The organism is Kluyvera sp. CHPC 1.2972 (genome assembly GCF_036759925.1).
Taxonomy (GTDB): Bacteria; Pseudomonadota; Gammaproteobacteria; order Enterobacterales; family Enterobacteriaceae; genus Kluyvera.
Map to the genome: position 1 here is coordinate 37903 of NZ_JAPKIB010000014.1, position 23532 is coordinate 61434.

At 56.7% G+C, this 23532-nt stretch carries 23 protein-coding genes; 17 read left to right on the forward strand and 6 right to left on the reverse strand.

What is annotated here, in order from left to right:
• Nucleotides 1-108 precede the first annotated feature (108 nt).
• The 3 genes from malM (at nucleotide 109) to ubiA (ending at nucleotide 2635) form a co-directional block, all read left to right on the forward strand.
• Complete coding sequence (gene malM, locus V6944_RS18370) at nucleotides 109-1053, forward strand: maltose operon protein MalM (protein WP_333500004.1); 945 nt, start codon at nucleotides 109-111, stop codon at nucleotides 1051-1053.
• 197 nt (nucleotides 1054-1250) lie between these two features.
• Nucleotides 1251-1748: a chorismate lyase gene (ubiC, locus tag V6944_RS18375; RefSeq protein ID WP_333500005.1), complete on the forward strand. Its 498-nt coding sequence runs from the start codon at nucleotides 1251-1253 to the stop codon at nucleotides 1746-1748.
• Nucleotides 1749-1762: 14 nt separating this feature from the next.
• Entirely contained in the window at nucleotides 1763-2635 is an 873-nt protein-coding gene (ubiA, locus tag V6944_RS18380; RefSeq protein ID WP_333500006.1) for a 4-hydroxybenzoate octaprenyltransferase, read from the forward strand.
• 142 nt (nucleotides 2636-2777) lie between these two features.
• On the opposite strand, the gene plsB is transcribed toward ubiA, so the two are convergent.
• A complete protein-coding gene (gene plsB, locus V6944_RS18385) occupies nucleotides 2778-5207 on the reverse strand; it encodes a glycerol-3-phosphate 1-O-acyltransferase PlsB (protein ID WP_333500007.1) in 2430 nt (809 codons plus the stop codon).
• 128 nt (nucleotides 5208-5335) lie between these two features.
• On the opposite strand from plsB, the gene V6944_RS18390 reads away from it, so the two are divergent.
• The 4 genes from V6944_RS18390 (at nucleotide 5336) to V6944_RS18405 (ending at nucleotide 8145) form a co-directional block, all read left to right on the forward strand.
• Entirely contained in the window at nucleotides 5336-5704 is a 369-nt protein-coding gene (locus V6944_RS18390; protein ID WP_185668449.1) for a diacylglycerol kinase, read from the forward strand.
• Nucleotides 5705-5803: 99 nt separating this feature from the next.
• Complete coding sequence (gene lexA, locus V6944_RS18395; protein WP_035897335.1) at nucleotides 5804-6412, forward strand: transcriptional repressor LexA; 609 nt, start codon at nucleotides 5804-5806, stop codon at nucleotides 6410-6412.
• Nucleotides 6413-6480: 68 nt separating this feature from the next.
• The gene (dinF, locus tag V6944_RS18400) at nucleotides 6481-7800 is read left to right on the forward strand and encodes an MATE family efflux transporter DinF (RefSeq protein ID WP_333500008.1); all 1320 of its coding nucleotides are present in this window, start codon (nucleotides 6481-6483) and stop codon (nucleotides 7798-7800) included.
• 135 nt (nucleotides 7801-7935) lie between these two features.
• Nucleotides 7936-8145: a CsbD family protein gene (locus V6944_RS18405; protein ID WP_035897337.1), complete on the forward strand. Its 210-nt coding sequence runs from the start codon at nucleotides 7936-7938 to the stop codon at nucleotides 8143-8145.
• A gap of 55 nt (nucleotides 8146-8200) precedes the next feature.
• Here the strand turns inward: V6944_RS18405 and zur are convergent, their stop codons facing one another.
• Nucleotides 8201-8716, reverse strand: coding sequence for a zinc uptake transcriptional repressor Zur (zur, locus tag V6944_RS18410; protein ID WP_035897338.1), 516 nt, complete (start codon nucleotides 8714-8716; stop codon nucleotides 8201-8203).
• 126 nt (nucleotides 8717-8842) lie between these two features.
• On the opposite strand from zur, the gene V6944_RS18415 reads away from it, so the two are divergent.
• On the forward strand, nucleotides 8843-9331 hold the full coding sequence (locus V6944_RS18415; RefSeq protein WP_035897345.1) for a cupin domain-containing protein: 489 nt from the start codon (nucleotides 8843-8845) through the stop codon (nucleotides 9329-9331).
• 79 nt (nucleotides 9332-9410) lie between these two features.
• Here the strand turns inward: V6944_RS18415 and V6944_RS18420 are convergent, their stop codons facing one another.
• The gene (locus tag V6944_RS18420; RefSeq protein WP_333500009.1) at nucleotides 9411-9746 is read right to left on the reverse strand and encodes a type II toxin-antitoxin system HicB family antitoxin; all 336 of its coding nucleotides are present in this window, start codon (nucleotides 9744-9746) and stop codon (nucleotides 9411-9413) included.
• A complete protein-coding gene (locus V6944_RS18425) occupies nucleotides 9743-10006 on the reverse strand; it encodes a type II toxin-antitoxin system HicA family toxin (RefSeq protein WP_333500010.1) in 264 nt (87 codons plus the stop codon). Before V6944_RS18425 ends, V6944_RS18420 begins: the two co-directional genes overlap by 4 nt.
• 145 nt (nucleotides 10007-10151) lie before the next feature.
• Between V6944_RS18425 and dusA the strand changes: the two genes are divergently transcribed.
• Both dusA and pspG read left to right on the forward strand, forming a co-directional pair.
• Complete coding sequence (gene dusA, locus V6944_RS18430) at nucleotides 10152-11147, forward strand: tRNA dihydrouridine(20/20a) synthase DusA (protein ID WP_333500011.1); 996 nt, start codon at nucleotides 10152-10154, stop codon at nucleotides 11145-11147.
• Between the two features lie 139 nt (nucleotides 11148-11286).
• Nucleotides 11287-11526 (forward strand): envelope stress response protein PspG, encoded by a 240-nt coding sequence (pspG, locus tag V6944_RS18435; RefSeq protein ID WP_035896763.1) that lies wholly within the window; start codon nucleotides 11287-11289, stop codon nucleotides 11524-11526.
• A gap of 172 nt (nucleotides 11527-11698) precedes the next feature.
• On the opposite strand, the gene V6944_RS18440 is transcribed toward pspG, so the two are convergent.
• Complete coding sequence (locus V6944_RS18440; RefSeq protein WP_333500012.1) at nucleotides 11699-12682, reverse strand: quinone oxidoreductase; 984 nt, start codon at nucleotides 12680-12682, stop codon at nucleotides 11699-11701.
• A gap of 66 nt (nucleotides 12683-12748) precedes the next feature.
• Here V6944_RS18440 and dnaB point away from each other — a divergent pair, with 66 nt between their 5' ends.
• From dnaB to V6944_RS18465, 5 genes are all read left to right on the forward strand, one after another.
• Entirely contained in the window at nucleotides 12749-14164 is a 1416-nt protein-coding gene (gene dnaB / locus V6944_RS18445) for a replicative DNA helicase (protein ID WP_035896759.1), read from the forward strand.
• A gap of 37 nt (nucleotides 14165-14201) precedes the next feature.
• Nucleotides 14202-15281, forward strand: coding sequence for an alanine racemase (gene alr / locus V6944_RS18450; protein ID WP_333500013.1), 1080 nt, complete (start codon nucleotides 14202-14204; stop codon nucleotides 15279-15281).
• A 170-nt stretch (nucleotides 15282-15451) separates the two neighbouring features.
• Nucleotides 15452-16645, forward strand: a complete 1194-nt coding sequence (tyrB, locus tag V6944_RS18455) for an aromatic amino acid transaminase (RefSeq protein ID WP_333500014.1) — start codon at nucleotides 15452-15454, stop codon at nucleotides 16643-16645.
• A gap of 199 nt (nucleotides 16646-16844) precedes the next feature.
• Entirely contained in the window at nucleotides 16845-17558 is a 714-nt protein-coding gene (gene aphA, locus V6944_RS18460) for an acid phosphatase AphA (RefSeq protein ID WP_333500015.1), read from the forward strand.
• Nucleotides 17559-17690: 132 nt separating this feature from the next.
• Entirely contained in the window at nucleotides 17691-18044 is a 354-nt protein-coding gene (locus tag V6944_RS18465; RefSeq protein ID WP_185668508.1) for an MmcQ/YjbR family DNA-binding protein, read from the forward strand.
• On the opposite strand, the gene uvrA is transcribed toward V6944_RS18465, so the two are convergent.
• On the reverse strand, nucleotides 18045-20870 hold the full coding sequence (uvrA, locus tag V6944_RS18470; RefSeq protein WP_185668459.1) for an excinuclease ABC subunit UvrA: 2826 nt from the start codon (nucleotides 20868-20870) through the stop codon (nucleotides 18045-18047).
• A gap of 254 nt (nucleotides 20871-21124) precedes the next feature.
• Between uvrA and ssb1 the strand changes: the two genes are divergently transcribed.
• Complete coding sequence (gene ssb1, locus V6944_RS18475; protein WP_035896752.1) at nucleotides 21125-21652, forward strand: single-stranded DNA-binding protein SSB1; 528 nt, start codon at nucleotides 21125-21127, stop codon at nucleotides 21650-21652.
• 239 nt (nucleotides 21653-21891) lie between these two features.
• Nucleotides 21892-23499, forward strand: a complete 1608-nt coding sequence (locus tag V6944_RS18480) for a gamma-glutamyltransferase family protein (RefSeq protein ID WP_333500016.1) — start codon at nucleotides 21892-21894, stop codon at nucleotides 23497-23499.
• Nucleotides 23500-23532: the final 33 nt, after the last annotated feature.

Sequence of the window (23532 nt, forward strand, 5' to 3'; positions counted from 1 at the left end):
CTAACCTGAAGCAATAAACTGACGAGGGGCGAAAGCCCCTCTGTTCCGTAAGGTTTAGCGCGCTATTGCCTGGCTACCGCTAGACCGACGATTTCTGAGGTCATCATAATGAAAATGAAAAAAAGTCTCGTTGCTCTGTGCTTATCCGCTGGATTGCTGGCGAGCGTTCCGGGTATCAGCCTTGCGGACGTCAACTATGTGCCGCAAAACACCAGCGCCGCACCCACTATCCCCACCTCGGCTCTCCAGCAACTGACCTGGACGCCGGTCGACCAATCGAAAGTGCAGTCCACCCAAATCTCTACCGGTGGTCAGAGCCTGAATGTACCGGGGATCACCGGTAACGTCGTGGCCTACAGCGTGCCGGCCAATATTGGTGAAATCACGCTGACGCTGACCAGCGAAGTGAACAAACAAACTAACGTCTTTGCGCCGAACGTGCTGATTCTCGATCAGAACATGACGCCTTCTGCCTACTTCCCAAGCAGCTACTTTACCTATCAGGCTCCGGGCGTGATGAGCGCCGACCGTCTGGAAGGCGTCATGCGCCTGACCCCAGCCTTAGGCCAGCAGAAGCTGTACGTCCTGGTCTTTACCACTGAAAAAGATCTCCAGCAGACCACGACGTTGCTGGATCCGGCTAAAGCCTATGCCAAAGGCACCGGCAATGCGGTACCGGATATTCCAGACCCGGTGGCGAAACATACCACTGACGGCCTCGTGAAGCTGAAAGTCAAAACCAACAGTAGCTCCAGCGTGCTGGTCGGCCCACTGTTTGGCTCCTCCGGTCCGGCACCGGTCACCGTGGGTAACACCGCCGCACCGGCCTATAGTGCGCCTGCTGCCGCCCCGGTGGTTGCGCCAGTTGCCGCTCCAGCGGCGAAAGCAGAGCCAATGCTGGATGACACGGAAACCTACTTCAACAACGGTATTAAGCAGGCGGTAGCGAAAGGGGATATCGACAAAGCCCTGAAGCTGATGAATGAAGCCGAACGCCTGGGCTCGAAATCTGCTCGTTCCACCTTTATCGGCGCTGTAAAAGGCAAGGGGTAAGTTCTCCCCACAGCGCTGATGTTTAGGCGAAGCCTTTTGGTGTGCCCATCCGGGCACGCCATTTTTCTACCCTCCATAGCGTGACACAAAACTGTTGCACTGCTGTTGCGCTAATGATCGTATTTGACCATTCCTGCACCCCCTCCCGCTGTGTTCTGCGATACAATAGCCAGAAGTTATGTATTGGAGAGACAGGCATGTCGCACCCCGCACTGACGCAACTCCGCGCGCTGCGCTATTTTGACGTCATTCCCCCGCTTGAATCGGCACAGCGTGACTGGCTGATGCTGGAAGATTCCATGACCAAACGGTTTGAGCAGTTCGGGAAACCCGTTAGCGTCACGCTGCTGAATGAAGCCTTCGTGGGCCCGGACGCGCTGGACGGTGAGCAGCACTTGCTGCCGGATGAACCTCGCTATTGGCTGCGAGAAATATTATTGTGCGTGGGCGACGAACCCTGGCTTGCCGGGCGCACCGTGGTACCGGAGTCGACGCTGTGCGGCCCGGAACTGGCGCTACAGAGGCTTGGGCAAACGCCGCTCGGGCGCTATCTGTTTACGTCATCGACGTTGACCCGGGATTTTATCGAAATAGGGTGTCATGATGCGCTGTGGGGGCGACGTTCCCGCCTGCGTCTGAGCGGCAAACCGCTGCTACTGACGGAGCTTTTTTTGCCCGCATCGCCGCTGTACTAAGAGGAAGAAGAAAAATGGAGTGGAGTCTTAGGTCGAATAAGCTGCTCGCTTACCATCGACTCATGCGTACGGACAAACCGATTGGCGCGCTATTGCTGCTGTGGCCGACGCTGTGGGCGCTGTGGGTGGCTTCCCCAGGCGTGCCGCCGCTGTGGATCCTGGCAGTGTTTGTCGCTGGCGTCTGGCTGATGCGCGCCGCGGGCTGTGTGGTCAATGATTATGCGGATCGTAAATTTGACGGCCACGTAAAACGCACCGCTAATCGACCGCTGCCGAGCGGGGCGGTGTCGGAGAAAGAGGCTCGCACGCTGTTTATCGTGCTGGTGCTGCTCTCCTTCATACTGGTGTTGACCCTCAACACCATGACTATTCTGCTGTCGATTGCCGCGCTGGCATTGGCGTGGGTTTACCCGTTTATGAAGCGCTATACCCATCTGCCGCAGGTGGTGCTTGGCGCGGCGTTCGGCTGGTCTATCCCTATGGCCTTTGCCGCCGTGAGCGAAACGCTGCCGCTGAGCTGCTGGCTGATGCTGCTGGCTAACATTCTGTGGGCGGTCGCCTACGACACGCAGTATGCGATGGTTGACCGTGACGACGATGTGAAAATCGGCATTAAATCGACGGCGATTCTATTCGGCGATAACGACCGTCTGATTATCGGCATTCTGCAGGCCGGTGTGCTGGGCCTGATGACGCTTATCGGCTGGCTGAACGGCCTGCACTGGGAATTTTACTGGTCAATCCTGATTGCTGGCGCGCTGTTCGTTTACCAGCAGAAGCTGATTCGCCACCGCGAACGCGGGCCTTGCTTCCAGGCGTTTCTGAACAATAACTATGTGGGGCTGGTGCTGTTTATTGGCCTGGCGATGAGTTACTGGCAGATCTGATACAGCCATTGAAACCGTAGCCCGGCCAAGCGAAGTGCCGCCGGGATTGGCTCTGAGCCTTCCCGGAGTCGGCGTGTCGCCTCGTCCGGGCTACGATATCAAACATAAAAAAATCCCCGGTCTCAGCCGGGGATTTTTGTTTTTACTGCGCCGCCTCTTCCTGCGTCACGCTCTCAATCGTCAAGCGCACGTCTGAGGTAATCAGGCTTGCCATCATCTGGTACACCTTCATCGTCTCTTCCGGTTCGGCATCGCCGCTGTCGCTGATATAGCCTTCATCGCGCAGGGTTAACACCAGTGAAGAGAACACCGCTTTATCGAAGAACTCCGGCGAGTTGATACCGTGCAGCACGGAGAGACGCTGAGCCAGCGTCCGGCTCTCTTTCTCCAGTGTACTACGGTTCATCGACGGATTGCCGCTCAGCAGCCAGAAGGTGATCGCATAACGCTGCAATGTCTCGCGTGCACCGGCAGCCAGCAGCTGCAGAGTGCGGGAGTGGGAAGCGTTGATACGCAGCTCGCCGTTGTGTTCGGTAAGCATCTCCTGACGAACCATCTCCGCAATCAGCGTATCGATAACCGCTGGCAGTTCCGCGCGATCCCAGCGCAGGAACAGCTCGGCTTTCAGCATCGGATACAGCGTATCGATAATGCTCAGCACCTGTTCACGCGAAATCTGGCGATGCTGGGTCATAATCGACGCCAGCAGTGACGGCATGATCAGCATATGCGCGATGTTATTGCGGTAGTAAGTCATCAGCACCGCCTGCTCGCGCGGCAGAATGATGATGTCACCGATGGTGTCCTTCTCAACTTCGAACTTATTCATCTGCAGCGCATGATCGATAAGCTCGCTGGCAGAGGAGGTCGGTGCCGTCGCATCAGGCGCATACGGTGCGTTACGCAGCAGCGCCAGATAGCAATCCAGTTGCTGAGTTAGCTGCTCGCGGGTCAGCGAACGCTGACGCGAAGCCAGCAGCGCGGTACAGCACAGGTTCATGGCGTTCGCCGCGCCTGCGTTGTTGATACGCACCATCAGCTCGGCCGCCATCTTGTTGACGGTCGGCGTCAGCCAGGCAGGACGCACGGCTTCGATCGGGTCGATAGACTCACGCCACTCCGGCACATGGTGGTTCAGGTAGGTCATCAGCGGCATCGGTTCGCCGAAGTTGACGTAGCCCTGGCCCAGATTACGCAGTTTGCTCAAGCCGCGCAGCATCTGCGGCAGGCTCTCTTTCTCTTTGGTCGCGCCGCGCAGCTCTTTCGCGTAGGTACCCACTTCCATCACGTGTTCGTAGCCGATGTAAATCGGCACCAAAGTGATAGGACGGGAACCGCCGCGCAGCATCGCCTGAATGGTCATCGACAGGGTGCCGGTTTTCGGATCCAGCAGACGACCGGTACGGGAACGCCCGCCTTCCACAAAGTACTCCACGGAATAACCGCGGCTGAACAGCTCGCCGAGGTATTCGCGGAAAACGGTGGAATAGAGCTTGTTACCCTTAAAGGTACGGCGAATAAAGAAAGCGCCCAGGCGGCGGAAAATCGGACCTGCTGGCCAGAAGTTCAGGTTGATACCGGCAGCAATGTGCGGCGGCACCAGCCCCTGGTGATAGAGCACGTAAGAGAGCAGCAGGTAGTCCATGTGGCTACGGTGGCACGGCACATAGACAATTTCATGCCCGTCGTGCGCCAGCTGGCGTACGCGCTCGGCGTTGTGAACGTTAATGCCCTGGTACAAACGGTTCCAGGTGAAGCTGAGGATACGGTCGGTCAGACGAATCATCTCGTAGGAGAAGTTCGCCGCGATCTCTTCCATCAGCGCAATGGCGTTCTGCTGCGCTTTCTCGTGGGAAATTTTCTTGCTGCGCGCTTCGTCTTCTACTGCTTTGGCGATAGCTTTTGACGCCAGCAGCTTCTTGAACAGGTCATGACGAGCAGGAAGACGCGGGCCGACCGCCGCCAGACGCTGGCGGGCAAAGTGCATACGCGCGACGCGAGCCAGTTTCTGAGCGATAGTTTTATCGGTACCGTGTTCGTCCGCCATGCGGCGCAGAGAGACGGAAGGCGAGAAGCGGACAAAGCTGTCGCGACCAAGCCAGGATACGGCAAAGAACTTCTGGAAGCCGTTTAGCATGCGCAGCGGTGGGTTAACCTCACCTTTCTCGCGACCAGGAGAACGACCAAACATCACCGACACCGGCACCATTTGCACATCCAGCTCAGGATTGCTGCGGTGCAAATCGAGGTAGTCGTGGAACAGTTTGATCGACTCTTCTTTCGGCGTGTAGTAGGTGAACACGCGCGGTCCGCCGTGGATAAAGACGTAGCGCGGCAGCAGCGTACCGTCGATCTCAAGCGGTTCAAGCGGGTCGGGTAAATCGTGCGCCAGGCACTGAGCGCGCAGCGTCAGCAAGTCAGCCTTAGAGTTATAAGGCAGGACGTACATAATCGGGCGCGACGTATCAAGCCCCAATTCCTGGGCAGGTTGTGCCGGAATAGACTTGCTTTTTACCAGAACACTTAATGGTAAATTCAGTAATTTGTAGTAAATTCGTGGCCAGCCGGACATAAACGATGTAAAGCCTCTGGTTAATCATGCAAATGCGCGGCAAGAATATCAGAAAGTCGGTGAAATTTCTGTTCTACCGCCTCATAACACGCATTGTCATTGACGTAAAAACAAAAAAGGTTCTTGAGATGGCCAATAATACCACTGGGATTACCCGAATTATCAAAGCTGCGGGCTATTCCTGGAAAGGATTCCGCGCGGCGTGGATCAATGAAGCGGCGTTCCGCCAGGAAGGCGTTGCCTCTGTTATCGCGATTATTATCGCCTGCTGGCTGGATGTTGATGCCATCACCCGTGTCCTGCTCATCGGATCCGTCCTTTTGGTGATGATAGTGGAAATTCTCAATAGTGCACTGGAAGCGGTCGTTGACCGTATCGGTTCTGACTATCACGAGCTCTCCGGTCGGGCGAAAGACATGGGTTCAGCGGCGGTGCTGTTGTCCATTTTTGTGGCGGTGTTCACCTGGGCGACCCTGCTGTGGTCACATTTTCACTAAAGCGGTGAAAACTGCCTGATTTCGTGAGTTTTATGGTTCCAAAATAGCCAGTAGCTGTATATACTCACAGCATAACTGTATATACACCCAGGGGGCGGAATGAAAGCGTTAACGACCAGGCAGCAAGAGGTGTTTGATCTCATCCGGGATCACATCAGCCAGACGGGCATGCCGCCAACGCGTGCGGAAATTGCTCAGCGTTTGGGGTTCCGTTCCCCGAATGCGGCTGAAGAGCACCTGAAAGCGCTGGCGCGTAAAGGCGTCCTTGAGATTGTCTCAGGCGCTTCTCGTGGTATCCGCCTGCTGGTAGAAGAAGAAGAGGGGCTGCCGTTGGTAGGCCGCGTCGCGGCGGGTGAACCGTTGCTGGCGCAGCAGCACATCGAAGGTCACTACCAGGTTGACCCGTCCTTGTTTAAGCCAAGCGCCGACTTCCTGCTGCGCGTGAGCGGTATGTCGATGAAAGACATCGGTATTATGGATGGCGACTTGCTGGCCGTGCATAAAACTCAGGACGTACGTAACGGTCAGGTTGTGGTCGCACGTATCGATGAAGAAGTGACGGTAAAACGCCTGAAAAAACAGGGTAACGTCGTCGAACTGCTGCCGGAAAACAGCGAATTTAAACCTATCGTGGTCGATCTGCGTCAGCAGAATTTCTCCATCGAAGGACTGGCCGTTGGCGTTATCCGCAACGGCGAGTGGCTGTAACTCTCTCCCCATACTAATGGCTGTGATACTTCCGCTATCGCAGCCTTTTTTCGTTCTGGTCAAAACTCATGCCGCTACTTACTCACGCCGATAAGGCGCTGTGGCGCCTTGCGCTGCCGATGATCTTCTCCAACATTACCGTTCCGCTGCTGGGGCTGGTGGATACCGCCGTTATTGGCCATCTCGATAGTCCCGTCTATCTGGGAGGCGTCGCGATAGGCGCCACGGCAACCAGCTTCCTGTTTATGCTGCTGCTGTTTTTGCGCATGAGCACTACCGGGCTCACGGCGCAGGCGTTTGGCGCAAAAAATCCGCAGGCGCTGGCTCGCGCGCTGGTACAGCCGCTGATGTTAGCGCTGGGGGCAGGATTGCTGATCATTCTTTTCAAAACGCCGCTGATAAACCTGGCGCTCTCCATCGTTGGCGGCAGCGGAGAAGTGCTGGAGCAGGCGCGGCGTTTCCTCGATATCCGCTGGCTCAGTGCCCCCGCATCACTGGCGAACCTGGTGCTGCTCGGCTGGCTGCTGGGCGTGCAGTACGCCCGCGCACCGGTCGTGCTATTGGTGGTGGGTAACGTGCTGAATATCGTGCTCGACCTGTGGCTGGTGATGGGACTGCACATGAACGTGCAGGGCGCGGCGCTGGCAACGGCGATCGCCGAATATGCCACACTGCTGGTGGGTCTGGGGATGGCGCGTAAGGTGCTGGTGATGCGCGGGATCTCGTGGGCGATGCTGAAAACGGCCTGGCAGGGCGATTTTCGCCGCCTGCTGGCGCTCAACCGCGACATCATGCTGCGCTCGCTGCTGCTCCAGCTCTGCTTCGGTGCGGTAACCGTCTTCGGCGCGCGGCTGGGCAGCGAAGTGGTGGCGGTGAACGCCGTGCTGATGACCATGCTGACCTTCACCGCCTACGCGCTGGATGGCTTTGCCTATGCGGTGGAAGCCCATTCCGGGCAGGCCTATGGTGCGCGCGACGGCAGTAAGCTGCTGGAAGTCTGGCGCGCGGCATGCCGCCAGGCGGGCGTCGTGGCGCTGGCGTTTGCGCTGATTTACGCCCTTCTGGGTGAGCATATTGTGGCGCTGCTAACCTCGCTGCCTGAACTGCAGCAGTTGGCCGATCGTTACGTGCTCTGGCAAGCGGTGCTGCCGGTGATCGGCGTGTGGTGCTATCTGCTGGACGGCATGTTTATCGGTGCCACTCGCGGCGCGGAGATGCGTAACAGCATGGCGGTGGCCGCCGCCGGGTTTGCGCTTACCATGCTTGCGCTGCCGCTGCTTGGCAACCACGGGTTGTGGCTGGCGCTCGCCGTATTTCTTGCGCTGCGCGGTCTGGCGCTGGCCTTTATCTGGCGTCGTCACTGGAAAAACAACAGCTGGTTTGCCTGACAGTATGGTTAAAGATTCCGAATAATGAAACGGCACCAGAATGACTGACTACAATTAGTCTCACGCTTAGCGAAAAAGATGTCTTCCTGAAACATCGCTTTTGCTATTCACTCACTGACGATCGAGGATTCGATGATGAATAAAGACGAAGTCGGCGGTAACTGGAAACAGGTTAAAGGTAAAGTGAAAGAGCAATGGGGCAAACTGACCGATGATGATATGACGGTGATCGAAGGCAAACGCGATCAGCTGGTCGGTAAAATTCAGGAACGCTACGGCTACGCGAAAGATCAGGCCGAAAAAGAGGTGGATAGCTGGGATAAACGCCACAACCACCGCTGGTAATAACGTCCTCCTGCCCGTGCGTACAAGGAAGTACGCTCCCCCTGCTTAACGCCCGTTAGCGGGATTTCTTTTTAATCTGAATGGTATGGTCGTGATGGCAGTGTTCGTGAGCGCTGCACGCTTCCACTTCCACGCAGGCTGAACACAGCCCGTGTGCTTCAATCACGTTATGGCGCAGAGCGAAGCCCATTTTGGCCGCCAGCGCGTGCATGATGTCTTCCACCCCTTCCGCACACTCTTCCTTCACCACGCCGCAGCGATCGCAGATAAACATGGCGGAGGTATGGGTGGGCTGATCGAACAGGTGACAGAGCACATAGCTGTTAGCGGATTCCACCTTATGCACGAAACCTTGTTCGAGCAGAAACTCTAGCGCGCGATAGACGGTCGGCGGCTTAGCCTGCGGCTCTTTAACGCGCAGCAGGTCGAGCAGGTCGTAGGCGCTAATGGCCCCTTCCTGGAGACTCATCAGACGCAGCACTTCCAGACGTTGCGGAGTCAGGCGCACGCCGCGTTGCGCACACAGCTTTTCAGCCTGCGCTAACAGTTCTTGCGTAGTGGTCTTATCCATTGGCGTCCTCGGGTTACGGGTGAAACAAACCCCTACTTTATCATGTTATGCCGGAAACACCGAGTTTCCGCAGGTGTACTATAGGTGTGTTATAGCAGGCGTACTTCACACTCAGGATGAAAAATGATGAAAAGACCCGATTGCATTCGCCATTGGCATGATGTTGAAGGACCAGATGACTCCACCTACCCCGACAGCAATGAACTTTTTGCTATAGGTGCGCCGCTGGCCCGCGCGCTGGGGCTGCGACATCTCGGTATTCACCACGAGCGCCTCCCGCCAGGCCGTCGCACCTCTTATCCGCATGCGGAGAGCGACGAAGAGGAGTTTATCTACGTGCTGGAGGGCTACCCGCAGGCGTGGATCAACGGCTATCTGTGGAAGCTCCAGCCAGGGGATAGCGTTGGCTTTCCTGCCGGAACTGGCGTTTGCCATACCTTTATCAACAACACTTCCGAAGAGGTTCGGCTGCTGGTGGTGGGCGAGGCGAACAAAAAACACAACCGTATCTATTACCCGCTGAACGCCTCATATGCCGTGACGCGGGAGGATCGCTGGGTGGATCATCCGCCGCAATTTTTCGGCCCTCACGACGGAAAACCTGGGCGAAATTAGCATCCCTCGTCCGGGCTACAGGGTAATATGGCCCTGTAGCCCGTCCAGGCGAAGCGCTGCCGGGGGGCCACGATTCCAGCTAGCCGTGCGCGGCCCTGGAAAGCGCATCGTTAATCCACTGATTAACGCTTTTCCCCGAAACTTCTGCCGCAACGTTGATGGCGGAGTGCACCTCAGGAGAAATGCGCAGGCTGATTTTGCCACTTGCTGGCCGCAGTGGTTCCCGTCCTTGCTCAGCGCAATAGGCAATGTAATCGTCAACGGCTTCTTCGAAGGTCGTACGAAGGTCAGCAACGTTATCGGCATGAAAGCCAATCACGTCCCTGATGCCTGCCACTCGCCCGACAAAACATAAATCTTCGTCGCTGTAATCAATCTTTGCGGCATAGCCTTTGTACGTCATGGTATTCATCATGGAGTTACTCCTACTGCGATAAGAAATGCCATTGCATCACGAACCTGGTAAACCTTTGCCTTTTTATCGGGGTGGGGACGGTGGAAAGAAGCCACAATCTGATTGATTTCGAACCGCACCCGAGAACCGTTCCATTCCGATACTTTTGCACCTAACGCGACAATCAGAGACTCAATTTTTCGCCATTCCAGGGTGGCTGGAGTGGGTAACGAGAATATCATCTGCAGTGTTTTCTGGTGCCTGGCGTTTAATGACCTCATTTATGCTTCCATTCCATTGTGTATTGCATCCGCCAAAGTCTAACTGATGATGTCATTTTGTGATATCACATCAAGGTGAATCGTATCCGATTACGGCCTGTGCTATAGTAGCGCCCCCAATTCACCAGATGCTCAAAACTTCGCCATGTCTTCAGAATCCCAACGCCATTTCCCCGCTCACCGTTTCTCCATCGCGCCGATGCTCGACTGGACCGACAGACACTGCCGCTACTTCCTGCGTCTGCTGTCGCAGCACACGCTGCTGTATACCGAAATGGTGACCACCGGGGCGATTATTCATGGCAAGGGCGACTATCTGGCCTATAGCGAAGAAGAGCATCCGGTAGCGCTGCAGCTGGGTGGTAGTGACCCGGCGGCACTGGCGCACTGCGCGAAGTTGGCGCAAGAGCGCGGCTACGATGAAATTAACCTCAACGTTGGCTGCCCGTCCGACCGCGTGCAGAATGGTATGTTTGGCGCCTGCCTGATGGGCAATGCGCAGCTGGTGGCGGATTGCGTCAAGGCGATGCGCGATGTGGTCTCTGTCCCGGTGACGGTCAAAACCCGTATCGGTATCGACGACCAGGACAGCTACGAATTCCTCTGCGATTTTATCGACACGGTCTCCGGCCGCGGCGAGTGTGAGATGTTTATTATTCACGCCCGCAAAGCCTGGCTCTCCGGCTTAAGCCCTAAAGAGAATCGCGAAATTCCGCCGCTGGACTACCCGCGCGTCTACCAGCTCAAGCGTGATTTCCCGCACCTGACGATGTCGATCAACGGCGGCATTAAGTCGCTGGAAGAAGCTAAAGCGCACCTGGAACATATGGACGGCGTGATGGTGGGCCGCGAAGCCTATCAGAACCCTGGAATTCTGGCTTCGGTCGACCGTGAAATCTTTGGCGCCACCGACGTTGACGCTGACCCTATCGCGGTGGTGCGCGCCATGTATCCGTACATCGAGCGCGAGCTGAGCAACGGCACCTATCTGGGCCATATCACCCGCCATATGCTGGGCCTGTTCCAGGGGATTCCTGGCGCACGCCAGTGGCGTCGCTACCTGAGCGAGAACGCCCATAAAGCCGGTGCCGATATCAACGTACTGGAACACGCGTTACAGCTGGTGGCCAATAAGCGTTAATTTTTTCGCTAAATTCTGGTCAAATTCACCACGCCCTGCACAACGTTGCGGGGCGTTTTTATTGATAATCAATAAGTTAGTTTTGGCACGGTTTTTGTAATAGTTCAGACAGTGATGTTTGAATTCTGGGAGAACCACCATGCTGGAACTGTTATTTGTGATTGGATTTTTTGTGATGCTGCTGGTCACCGGGATTTCACTGCTCGGCATTATTGCCGCGCTGGTGGTGGCCACCGTATTAATGTTCGTCGGCGGGCTGTTTGCGATTATGATTAAGTTACTACCGTGGCTGATCCTCGCGGTCGCGGCGGTGTGGATTATCCGGGCGATTAATTCACCGAAAGAACGGCCGTATCGCGGCAATTATCGGAGGTATTGAGGTACTCGTCACAACCTCAATAATTTTGCATAAAACCCCATAGGATTTGAGTAATAAATCTGTCACTATTGCCGTCGTTAACGAATTCATCGAGCTGTACCCTACATACAGCCGAACTAAAAAAAGAAAGGGCTTCCTACGGGAAGCCCTAGTCTTTTGTGCGATACAACCGCTATGGAATCAGCAGGCTTGAACCCTGCGTCGCCCGGCTCTCCAGAACCTCATGCGCGCGTCGCGCGTCCTTCAGCGGGTATTTCTGACTCTCCGCCACGTCCACTTTGATAATGCCGCTCGCAATCAGCGAGAACAGCTCGTGGCTGGCCTCTTTCAGTTCGTCATAGTTGGTGATGTAGCCGTTCAGGGAAGGGCGGGTGGCGAACAGTGAGCCTTTTTGATTAAGAATGCCGAGGTTAACCCCGGTAACCGGACCAGAGGAGTTCCCGAAGCTGACCATCAGCCCGCGGCGCTTCAAGCAGTCCAGCGACGCTTCCCAGGTATCTTTCCCCACCGAGTCGTACACCACCGACAGCTTTTTCCCACCGGTTAGCTCTTTGACGCGCTCGGCAATGTTCTCATCGCGATAGTTAATCACCTGCCAGGCACCGGCCGCGAGCGCACGCTGCGCTTTCTCCGCGCTGCCGACGGTACCGATAAGCTTCGCCCCTAATGCTTTCGCCCACTGGCAGGCAATCAGCCCTACGCCGCCTGCGGCGGCATGGAACAGGAACGCTTCGCCGGGTTTGATTTCGTAGGTTTTACGCAGCAGATAGAAGACGGTTAAGCCCTTGAGGAACGAGGCGGCGGCCTGCTCATAGGAGATAGCCGCTGGAAGCAGGGCGACCTTATCCGCCGGGACGTTATGCACCGAGCTGTAAGCGCCAAGCCCGGACTGCGCGTAGACCACGCGATCGCCCGCCTTGATGTGCTTCACGTTGCTGCCGACCTGGCTGACCACACCCGCTGCTTCGGTGCCTAAACCGCTCGGCATTGACGGCGGCGGGTACAGCCCGCTGCGAATGTAGGTGTCGATATAGTTGATACCGATGGCTTTGTTTTCCACCTGAACGTCGTTTTCACCAGGGGCGGATGGGGTGAATTCAACGGCGTTTAGCACTTCCGGGCCGCCATGTTTGCTAAATTCAATACGGGTTGCCATGCTTCCTCCAGAACGATTATGTGGTAATCTTTCGACCCACTCTTTATCTCGGTAATACCATTCACTATGGCAGCAAATAAACCCTTCAACAAACCGCAAACCGAACCTCGCGTCCGCGATTTTCAGGTAGACGGGCTGAAAGTACCGCCGCACTCGATTGAAGCGGAACAATCGGTGTTGGGCGGGCTAATGCTGGACAACGAGCGCTGGGACGATGTTGCCGAGCGCGTGGTGGCGGAAGATTTTTATACCCGCCCGCACCGTCATATCTTTACGGAGATGGGGCGTTTGCAGGAAGGCGGTAGCCCGATTGACCTGATTACGCTCGCGGAATCGCTGGAGCGCCAGGGGCAACTGGACAGCGTTGGCGGGTTTGCCTATCTGGCAGAACTCTCCAAAAACACGCCAAGTGCGGCAAACATTAGCGCTTACGCCGATATCGTCCGCGAACGTGCCGTTGTCCGTGAAATGATTGCGGTGGCCAACGAGATTGCCGAAGCCGGCTTTGACCCGCAGGGTCGCACCAGCGAAGACCTGTTGGATCTCGCGGAGTCCCGCGTCTTTAAAATCGCCGAAAGTCGCGCCAACAAAGACGAAGGCCCGAAAAATATTACCGAAGTGCTCGACGCTACCGTCGCGCGCATCGAACAGCTTTTCCAGCAGCCGCATGACGGCGTCACCGGGGTGAACACCGGCTATGACGACCTCAACAAGAAAACCGCCGGTTTACAGCCGTCGGACCTGATCATCGTGGCGGCGCGTCCGTCGATGGGTAAAACTACCTTTGCGATGAACCTCGTCGAAAACGCAGCAATGTTGCAGGATAAACCGGTGCTGATCTTCAGTCTCGAGATGCCATCCGAACAAATTATGATGCGTTCTCTGGCATCGCTATCGCGCGTCGACCAGACCCGTATTCGTACCGGCCAGCTCGATGACGAAGACTGGGCGCGTATCTCCGGCACCATGGGCATTCTGCTGGAAAAACGAAACATCTATATCGATGACTCCTCCGGTCTGACGCCGACGGAAGTGCGTTCTCGCGCACGCCGTATCGCCCGTGAACACGGCGGCATCGGCCTTATCATGATCGACTACCTTCAGCTGATGCGCGTGCCGTCGCTTTCCGACAACCGTACGCTGGAGATCGCCGAAATTTCCCGCTCGCTCAAAGCGTTAGCCAAAGAGCTGCACGTGCCGGTGGTGGCGCTGTCGCAGCTTAACCGCTCTCTGGAACAGCGCGCGGACAAACGCCCGGTCAACTCCGACCTGCGTGAATCCGGCTCCATCGAGCAGGATGCCGACTTAATCATGTTTATCTACCGTGATGAGGTTTATCACGAAAACAGTGACTTAAAAGGCATCGCCGAGATTATTATCGGTAAACAGCGTAACGGCCCAATCGGTACGGTACGTCTGACGTTTAACGGTCAATGGTCGCGCTTCGATAACTACGCTGGCCCGCAGTACGACGACGAATAACAACGCTGAATCAGCAAACTTATACCAAGGAACACAAATGCAAGCGGCAACTGTAGTCATTAACCGCCGCGCTCTGCGACACAACCTGCAACGTCTGCGTGAACTGGCACCTGCCAGCAAGCTGGTTGCGGTGGTGAAAGCGAACGCTTACGGACACGGCCTCCTCGAGACCGCGCGAACGCTCCCCGACGCCGATGCTTTTGGCGTTGCCCGTCTTGAAGAGGCGCTGCGCCTGCGTGAGGGCGGCATTACCCAGCCGATCCTGTTGCTGGAAGGTTTCTTCAATGCGACCGACCTGCCGACGATTGCCGCGCAGCATCTGCATACCGCCGTACATAACATCGAACAGCTTGAAGCGCTGGAAACTGCCGACATCAGCGAACCGGTCACCGTGTGGATGAAGCTCGACACCGGCATGCACCGTCTGGGCGTTCTCCCGGAAGATGCTGATGCGTTCTATCAGCGCCTGAGCCAGTGCAAAAACGTGCGTCAGCCGGTTAACGTAGTCAGCCACTTTGCCCGTGCCGACGAACCGGAATGCGGCGCTACGGAAAAACAGCTCGCCATTTTCACCGCCTTTACCGACGACAAGCCGGGCCTGCGTTCTATCGCGGCATCTGGCGGCATTCTGCTGTGGCCGCAGTCGCACTTCGATTGGGCGCGCCCTGGCATCATTCTCTACGGCGTCTCTCCGCTGGAGCAGAAACCGTGGGGCCCGGACTTCGGCATGCAGCCGGTGATGTCGCTGACCTCCAGCCTGATTGCCGTGCGCGAGCATAAAGCCGGTGAACCGGTTGGCTACGGCGGCACCTGGGTCAGCGAACGTGATACTCGCCTCGGCGTGGTGGCGATGGGCTACGGCGACGGTTACCCGCGCGCGGCACCGTCCTGTACGCCCGTGCTGGTCAACGGTCGTGAAGTGCCGATTGTGGGCCGCGTGGCGATGGATATGGTCTGCGTTGATTTGGGCCCGAACGCCGAGGATAAAACCGGTGATGAAGTGATTATGTGGGGCGAAGGTCTGCCGGTTGAACGCATTGCTGAAATCACAAAAGTGAGTGCTTACGAACTTATTACACGCCTGACGTCGCGGGTGGCGATGAAGTATATCGATTAGTTTTACGCCGCTATTCCCCGGCGTCACTGCGTTCGGCCGGGCTACAATGTAAACGTAGCCTGGCCGAGCAACGCGACGCCGGGAAAAACCCACCAACTACCGCTCGACCTTCCTCCCCATCCGGTTTATTGTGTTATTTCCTGCCTTCTGTAAACCTGGAGAACCATCGCGTGTTTCAAAAAGTTGACGCCTATGCGGGCGACCCTATCCTTTCTTTAATGGAACGCTTTAAAGAAGATCCGCGCAGCGACAAAGTTAACCTCAGCATCGGCCTGTACTACAACGAAGACGGCATTATTCCGCAGCTTCAGGCGGTGGCCGAGGCCGAAGCGCGCCTTAACGCGCAGCCGCACGGCGCGTCGCTGTATCTGCCGATGGAAGGGCTGAACAGCTATCGCCATACTGTGGCTCCGCTGCTGTTTGGCGCCGATCACCCGGTTCTCCAGCAGCAGCGCGTAGCAACCATCCAGACGCTGGGCGGCTCTGGCGCGCTGAAGGTAGGTGCAGATTTCCTTAAGCGCTATTTCCCGGATTCCGGCGTCTGGGTCAGCGACCCAACCTGGGAAAACCATATCGCGATTTTTGAAGGCGCAGGCTTCAAGGTCGGTACCTATCCGTGGTTCGACAACGATACCAACGGCGTGCGCTATGATGCGCTGCTGGAAACGCTGAACACACTGCCAGCGCGCAGCATCGTGCTGCTGCATCCGTGCTGCCACAACCCAACCGGCGCAGATCTGACGCATGAGCAGTGGGACGGCGTGGTGGATGTGCTGAAAGCGCGTGACCTGATTCCGTTCCTCGACATCGCCTACCAGGGCTTTGGCGCGGGCATGGACGACGATGCCTACGCGATCCGCGCGATTGCCGACGCCGGCCTGCCAGCGCTGGTCAGCAACTCGTTCTCCAAAATCTTCTCCCTCTACGGCGAACGCGTTGGCGGCTTGTCGATTATCTGTGAAGATAACGACACCGCGCTGCGCGTATTGGGTCAGCTGAAAGCGACCGTGCGCCGCAACTACTCCAGCCCGCCGAACTTTGGCGCGCAGATTGTGGCTGCCGTGCTCGGAGATGCCGAGCTGAAAGCCAACTGGCTGGCGGAAGTGGAAGGGATGCGCACCCGCATTCTGGACATGCGTCAGGCGCTGGTGAACGTGCTGAAAGAAGAGATGCCGAACGGTAACTTCGATTATCTGCTCAAGCAGCGCGGCATGTTCAGCTACACCGGACTGAGCGCCGCGCAGGTCGATCGTCTGCGCGATGAGTTTGGCGTCTACCTGATTGCCAGCGGCCGTATGTGCGTGGCGGGCCTCAACAGCCGCAACGTGCAGCGCGTGGCAAAAGCGTTTGCTGCAGTGATGTAAGTAAGCACTCACGCTGGCTCGGAGGTATATTCTGAGCCAGCGTCATTTCAAAGCACTAAACTGTGATCCCCTTACTTTTTTCAGGATTATTCTGAGATAAACCTTTCAATCGTATCCCTCAGACGGTAAGGTCGCAGTGCTTTTATTTGAAGCAACACTCACTTTATTACAATAACGACTCGACGAATTAAGGGAAAACATGCGCAAGATCACGCAAGCTCTCAGTGCCGTCTGCTTGTTATTTGCACTGAATGCTTCGGTGACGGCTCACGCCTCGTCACCTTCTCCAATCTATCCAGGTACCGACGTTGCGAAGCTGGCCGAACAGGCTCCTATCCACTGGGTTTCCGTGGCGCAAATTGAAAACAGCCTGATGGGCCATCCGCCAATGGCGGTCGGTTTTGATATCGACGACACCGTGCTGTTCTCAAGCCCAGGCTTCTGGCGCGGGCAAAGAACCTACTCCCCGGACAGCCAGGACTACCTGAAGAACCCGGAGTTCTGGGAAAAAATGAATAACGGCTGGGACGCCTTCAGCATCCCGAAAGAAGTGGCCCGTTCGCTCATTGCGATGCACGTGAAGCGCGGCGACAGTATTTACTTCGTGACCGGTCGTAGCCAGACCAAAACCGAAACCGTCTCCAAAACGCTGCAGGATGATTTCCTGATCCCCGGTGCGAACATGAACCCGGTGATTTTTGCCGGTGACCACCCAGGTCAGAACACTAAGACCCAGTGGCTGAAAGAGAAGAACATCAGGGTGTTCTACGGTGATTCCGATAACGACATCACCGCAGCGCGTGAAGTGGGAGCCCGCGGTATCCGCGTCCTGCGCGCCTCTAACTCGACCTATCGCCCGCTGCCGCAGGCCGGTGCGTTTAACGAAGAAGTGATCGTTAACTCCGAGTACTAACGCCCTACCAATAAATGATGCTTTTTTAGTCAAAATCAGGCGCTGAAAGGTTTATCCTTTCGGCGTCTTGTTGCACACTGAGATGATGCTTTTTTGCACAGCGTGGTTGGCGAGACTGAGGAGTATAAAATGATGACCAGTTCGGATCTTCTGCAGTACTGCATGGCGAAGCGTGGCGCGGAACAGAGCGTACACAGCGACTGGAAAGCAACACAAATTAAAGTGGCCGACGTGCTGTTTGCGATGGTGAAGGATGTGGAAGACCGCCCGGCGGTGTCGCTGAAAACTAGCCCCGAACTGGCAGAACTGCTGCGCCAGCAGCATAAAGACGTTCGCCCAAGCCGCCATCTCAATAAAGCGCACTGGAGCACCATCTACCTGGATGGTTCGCTGCCAAGCTCACAAATTTACTATCTGGTGGATGCGTCGTATCAGCTGGCGGTGGATCTGCTGCCGGAAACGCTCCGACAGCAGATGTACTCGTGATTAACCCAGCAGAGGCTTCAGGAAGCGTGCCGTGTGCGAGGCTTCGCAGTTCGCCACCGTTTCTGGCGTACCGGAAACGAGGATTTCACCGCCGCCGCTGCCGCCTTCTGGACCGAGATCGACAATCCAGTCCGCGGTCTTAATCACGTCCAGGTTGTGCTCGATAACCACAATGGTGTTGCCCTGATCTCTCAGTTGATGCAGCACTTCCAGCAGTTGCTGGATGTCAGCAAAGTGCAGGCCGGTGGTTGGTTCGTCCAGAATATAGAGCGTTTGACCGGTGCCGCGTTTTGACAGCTCGCGCGCCAGCTTCACGCGCTGGGCTTCCCCGCCGGAGAGCGTGGTGGCCGATTGGCCGAGACGGATGTAGGTCAGGCCAACGTCCATCAGCGTTTGCAGCTTACGCGCCAGCGCCGGAACGGCATCGAAGAACTCACGTGCCTCTTCAATGGTCATATCCAGCACTTCGTGGATAGTCTTGCCCTTGTACTTAATCTCCAGCGTTTCGCGGTTATAGCGTTTGCCTTTGCACTGATCGCACGGCACATAGATATCCGGCAGGAAGTGCATTTCGACTTTGATGACGCCATCGCCCTGACAGGCTTCGCAGCGACCGCCACGGACGTTAAAGCTGAAACGGCCTGGCGTATAGCCGCGTGAACGCGATTCCGGCACGCCCGCAAACAGCTCACGCACTGGCGTAAAGACACCGGTGTAGGTAGCCGGGTTGGAACGCGGAGTACGGCCAATCGGGCTCTGGTCTATATCGATAACTTTATCGAAATGCTCCAGCCCCTGAACGTCGCGGTATGGTGCCGGTTCAGCGATGGTGGCGCCGTTTAACTGGGTCTGGGCAATCGGGAACAGCGTGTCGTTAATCAGCGTCGATTTACCGGAACCGGAAACGCCGGTGATGCAGGTAAACAGACCGACCGGTAGCGTCAGGGTCACGTCTTTCAGGTTATTACCCGTGGCGCCCGTCAGCTTAAGCACTTTTTCCGGGTTTGCCGGCACGCGGTTTTTCGGCACTTCAATTTTGCGTTTGCCGCTCATGAACTGCCCGGTTAACGACTCTGGCACCGCCATAATGTCGTCCAGCGTCCCTTCAGCGACCACCTGGCCACCGTGAACCCCCGCGCCTGGGCCAATATCGATAACGTGGTCGGCGGCGCGAATGGCGTCTTCGTCGTGCTCGACCACAATCACCGTATTGCCGAGGTTGCGCAGGTGAATCAGCGTGCCGAGCAGACGTTCGTTGTCGCGCTGGTGCAGGCCGATAGACGGCTCATCCAGCACGTACATCACGCCAACCAGCCCCGCGCCAATCTGGCTTGCCAGACGGATACGCTGCGCCTCGCCGCCGGAGAGGGTCTCTGCGGAGCGGGAAAGCGTCAGGTAATTGAGGCCGACGTTGACCAGGAACTTCAGACGGTCACCGATCTCTTTCAGTACTTTTTCTGCAATTTGCGCGCGCTGGCCGGAGAGCTTCAGGTTATTGAAGAAGTCCATCGCGTGACCGATGCTCATGTCGGAGATGGTTGGCAGCGGCGTATTTTCAACGTATACGTGACGCGCTTCGCGACGCAGGCGGGTGCCGTCGCAGCTGGCACACGGACGGTTGCTGATGAACTTCGCCAGCTCCTCGCGTACCGCGCTGGATTCCGTCTCTTTATAGCGGCGCTCCATGTTGTGCAGCACGCCTTCGAACGGATGGCGGCGCACGGACGTATCGCCACGGTCGTTAATGTATTTGAATTCAATCGACTCTTTACCGGAGCCGTAGAGAATCGCTTTCTGCGCAGCGGCATCAAGGCTTTCCCACGGTGCTTCAACGTCGAATTCGTAGTGTTCTGCCAGCGATTTGAGCATCTGGAAGTAATAGAAGTTACGACGATCCCAGCCGCGAATCGCGCCGCCGGCCAGCGACAGCTCTGGATTCTGGATCACGCGGTCAGGGTCGAAATACTGCTGCACGCCGAGGCCGTCACAGGTTGGACACGCGCCCGCCGGGTTGTTGAACGAGAACAGGCGTGGTTCAAGCTCGCGCATGCTGTAGCCGCAGATAGGGCAGGCGAAGTTGGCGGAGAACAGCAGCTCTTCCGCTTTCGGGTCGTCCATATCGGCGACCACCGCCGTGCCGCCGGAGAGCTCCAGTGCGGTTTCAAACGATTCCGCCAGACGCTGCGTCAGGTCATCGCGTACTTTAAAGCGGTCAATCACCACTTCGATGGTGTGTTTCTTCTGCAGCTCGAGCTTCGGTGGATCGGAAAGGTCACAGACTTCACCGTCGATACGCGCGCGGATATAGCCCTGGCTTGCCAGGTTTTCCAGCGTTTTGGTGTGCTCACCCTTACGCTCTTTAATGATCGGGGCCAACAGCATCAGGCGTTTACCTTCCGGCTGCGACAGCACGTTATCGACCATCTGGCTGACGGTTTGCGCCGCCAGCGGCACATCGTGATCCGGGCAGCGCGGCTCGCCTACGCGAGCGTAAAGCAAACGCAGGTAGTCGTGAATTTCGGTAATGGTACCGACCGTCGAACGCGGGTTGTGTGACGTCGACTTCTGCTCGATAGAAATCGCAGGCGACAGCCCTTCAATATGATCGACATCCGGCTTTTCCATCAGCGACAGGAACTGGCGCGCATAGGCAGAAAGCGATTCTACATAGCGACGCTGCCCCTCGGCGTAAAGAGTGTCAAAAGCCAGTGAGGATTTGCCAGACCCGGACAGCCCGGTCACAACAATCAGTTTGTCGCGAGGGATGACGAGGTTGATATTTTTGAGATTATGGGTGCGGGCGCCCCGAACTTCGATCTTATCCATTCACCTTTCCCGGTAGAGGAGATACACGGATTGCCTGGTTTGTTAGAAGGACAAACGGCAGAAACGGCTAATTATGACACAACTTAACCTGAATGAATATACAGTATTGGAATGCCGATTCTGGATGCTGATGAAAATTGCAGCGGGATAAGATGTTTAGTGGAATCTGTCTCGCAGCTACCAAAATACCGTCTGGAAATGATACACTGGCGCGTTTACACTTAATCAAGATTCATATTTCAGGAGAGACAAACATGGCCAGCAGAGGCGTAAACAAGGTGATTCTCGTCGGTAACCTGGGCCAGGACCCGGAAGTACGCTACATGCCGAATGGTGGCGCAGTTGCCAACATTACGCTGGCGACTTCCGAATCCTGGCGCGACAAAGCGACCGGTGAAATGAAAGAGCAGACTGAATGGCACCGCGTTGTGCTGTTCGGCAAGCTGGCGGAAGTAGCAGGCGAATACCTGCGTAAAGGCTCTCAGGTCTACATTGAAGGCCAGCTGCGTACCCGTAAATGGACCGATCAGTCCGGTGCTGAAAAATACACCACCGAAGTCGTGGTTAACGTTGGCGGCACCATGCAGATGCTGGGTGGCCGTCAGGGCGGCGGTGCACCAGCAGGTGGCGGCCAGCAGCAGCAGGGCGGTTGGGGCCAGCCTCAGCAGCCACAGGGCGGCAACCAGTTCAGCGGCGGCGCGCAGTCTCGTCCGCAGCAGCAGTCCGCTCCGGCACCGTCTAACGAACCACCGATGGACTTCGACGACGATATCCCGTTCTGATTATTCGCCGTCCTGACGGCATTTATCAAAACGACACAAACCCTGCTTCGGCAGGGTTTTTGCTTTTTTAATGCGCACCATCAGCTCACATCAGCACCGCTTCGGTGCGGACATTGCCCCGCGTTAACCTTCTCTTTTTCCCTTTGGTTTACATAACTCCAAGATAATTAACAAAAATAACAGTTGGCACGTTTTGTGCCTACATCAGTGTATACACTCATGTAGGCAAGGTGCAGACGATGACTCAAATCCAATCAGCTAAATGTATGCAGGGCATGGCCGTTGCGCCGCACTCGCTGGCCGCGGAAAGCGCGGTGGCCGTTTTGCGTGATGGCGGTAATGCGGTTGAGGCGATGGTGGCGGCAGCGGCGACCATTGCGGTGGTTTACCCGCATATGAACGGCATCGGCGGCGATGGATTCTGGTTAATCTCAAAGCCGGGTGAAGCACCGGTGGCGATCCAGGCCTGCGGCTTTGCGGCAGAGAATGCGAATATCGATTTTTATCGTCAGGCGGGCTACGAGCAGGTTCCGGTGCGCAGCCCGTTGGCGGCCAATACCGTCGCTGGTACGGTGGGCGGTTGGGAACGTGCGCTGGAGTGGGCAGGGGAGCAGAGAGGCAACGCGCCGCTGCCGCTAACGCGCCTGCTGAACGATGCCATCCACTATGCGCGTCATGGCGTACCGGTGAGCGAAGGGCTGCATCAACAAATCACCGCGCGTTTGCCACATCTCGGTCAGTACCCCGGTTTTCGCAGCCTGTTTGCACCAGAAGGTCAGGCGCTTGGTCCCGACGATCTGCTGCTTCAACCTGCGCTCGCTAACACTCTGGAGCGGTTGGCAACTCACGGACTGAGTGATTTTTACCATGGTGAAACGGCCAGACTGATTGCCTGCGAACTGGAGGCGGCTGGAAGCCTGCTGCGCTTTAGCGACTTTGACGCTTTTCGCGCGGCGCGGGTGAAACCGCTGGCGCTGGAAACGGAGATTGGGACGGTTTATAACCTGCCGCCACCGTCGCAGGGCCTGGTCTCGCTGCTGATTACCGGCATTATCGAGCAGCAGCGTAAAAAGGGGGCTATTGCCGACGAAGCCGATTTTGTCCACCTTTGCGTCGAAGCAACCAAACTGGCGTTCACCCTGCGCGATCGCCATATCACCGATCCGGCCCATATGACCCTCGACCCACAGTCGCTGCTGACGGCAGACAGTATCGCTCAGCTTAGCGCACAGATTGTGCCCGACCGGGCACAGGCCTGGGGCAAAGGGCGCGGGCCTGCGGACACCATCTGGATGGGGGTTATCGACAGTTCCGGCACCGCCGTTAGCTTTATCCAGAGCATTTATCATGAGTTTGGCAGTGCGGTGATCCTCGCCGATAGCGGCATCATCTGGCAAAACCGCGGCAGCAGCTTTTCGCTTGATCCGAACGCCACCAACCCATTACAGCCGGGCCGCCTACCGTTCCATACCCTCAACCCAGGGCTGGCGCGTCTGGCCAACGGCGACGTGCTGGTGTACGGCAGCATGGGTGGAGATGGTCAGCCGCAGACGCTGGCGGCGATCTTTGACCGCATTCTCCACCAGAATATGACCCCGCAGGCGGCCGTGGCCGCTCCGCGCTGGCTGTTAGGGCGCACCTGGGGAGAAAGCAGCGATACGCTTAAGATTGAAAGCCGCCTTAGAGCGGCGACTACCGACACCCTCAAACAGTACGGCCATGACGTCGATATTTACCCCCCTTATGACGACCTCATGGGGCATGCCGGGGCAATCCTCCGGCACTGCAACGGCATGCTGGAAGGCGGCAGCGACCCACGTAGCGACGGTGGCGTTGCCCGCTGGTAACCCAGCATTTTCCAAATGAAACATTCGCGGAAT

Coding starts and splice junctions, on each gene's coding strand:
- malM (WP_333500004.1), top strand. CDS start 109: ATGAAAATGAAAAAAAGTCTCGTTGCTCTGTGCTTATCCGCTGGATTG.
- ubiC (WP_333500005.1), top strand. CDS start 1,251: ATGTCGCACCCCGCACTGACGCAACTCCGCGCGCTGCGCTATTTTGAC.
- ubiA (WP_333500006.1), top strand. CDS start 1,763: ATGGAGTGGAGTCTTAGGTCGAATAAGCTGCTCGCTTACCATCGACTC.
- plsB (WP_333500007.1), bottom strand. CDS start 5,207: ATGTCCGGCTGGCCACGAATTTACTACAAATTACTGAATTTACCATTA.
- V6944_RS18390 (WP_185668449.1), top strand. CDS start 5,336: ATGGCCAATAATACCACTGGGATTACCCGAATTATCAAAGCTGCGGGC.
- lexA (WP_035897335.1), top strand. CDS start 5,804: ATGAAAGCGTTAACGACCAGGCAGCAAGAGGTGTTTGATCTCATCCGG.
- dinF (WP_333500008.1), top strand. CDS start 6,481: ATGCCGCTACTTACTCACGCCGATAAGGCGCTGTGGCGCCTTGCGCTG.
- V6944_RS18405 (WP_035897337.1), top strand. CDS start 7,936: ATGAATAAAGACGAAGTCGGCGGTAACTGGAAACAGGTTAAAGGTAAA.
- zur (WP_035897338.1), bottom strand. CDS start 8,716: ATGGATAAGACCACTACGCAAGAACTGTTAGCGCAGGCTGAAAAGCTG.
- V6944_RS18415 (WP_035897345.1), top strand. CDS start 8,843: ATGAAAAGACCCGATTGCATTCGCCATTGGCATGATGTTGAAGGACCA.
- V6944_RS18420 (WP_333500009.1), bottom strand. CDS start 9,746: ATGATGAATACCATGACGTACAAAGGCTATGCCGCAAAGATTGATTAC.
- V6944_RS18425 (WP_333500010.1), bottom strand. CDS start 10,006: ATGAGGTCATTAAACGCCAGGCACCAGAAAACACTGCAGATGATATTC.
- dusA (WP_333500011.1), top strand. CDS start 10,152: ATGTCTTCAGAATCCCAACGCCATTTCCCCGCTCACCGTTTCTCCATC.
- pspG (WP_035896763.1), top strand. CDS start 11,287: ATGCTGGAACTGTTATTTGTGATTGGATTTTTTGTGATGCTGCTGGTC.
- V6944_RS18440 (WP_333500012.1), bottom strand. CDS start 12,682: ATGGCAACCCGTATTGAATTTAGCAAACATGGCGGCCCGGAAGTGCTA.
- dnaB (WP_035896759.1), top strand. CDS start 12,749: ATGGCAGCAAATAAACCCTTCAACAAACCGCAAACCGAACCTCGCGTC.
- alr (WP_333500013.1), top strand. CDS start 14,202: ATGCAAGCGGCAACTGTAGTCATTAACCGCCGCGCTCTGCGACACAAC.
- aphA (WP_333500015.1), top strand. CDS start 16,845: ATGCGCAAGATCACGCAAGCTCTCAGTGCCGTCTGCTTGTTATTTGCA.
- V6944_RS18465 (WP_185668508.1), top strand. CDS start 17,691: ATGACCAGTTCGGATCTTCTGCAGTACTGCATGGCGAAGCGTGGCGCG.
- uvrA (WP_185668459.1), bottom strand. CDS start 20,870: ATGGATAAGATCGAAGTTCGGGGCGCCCGCACCCATAATCTCAAAAAT.
- ssb1 (WP_035896752.1), top strand. CDS start 21,125: ATGGCCAGCAGAGGCGTAAACAAGGTGATTCTCGTCGGTAACCTGGGC.
- V6944_RS18480 (WP_333500016.1), top strand. CDS start 21,892: ATGACTCAAATCCAATCAGCTAAATGTATGCAGGGCATGGCCGTTGCG.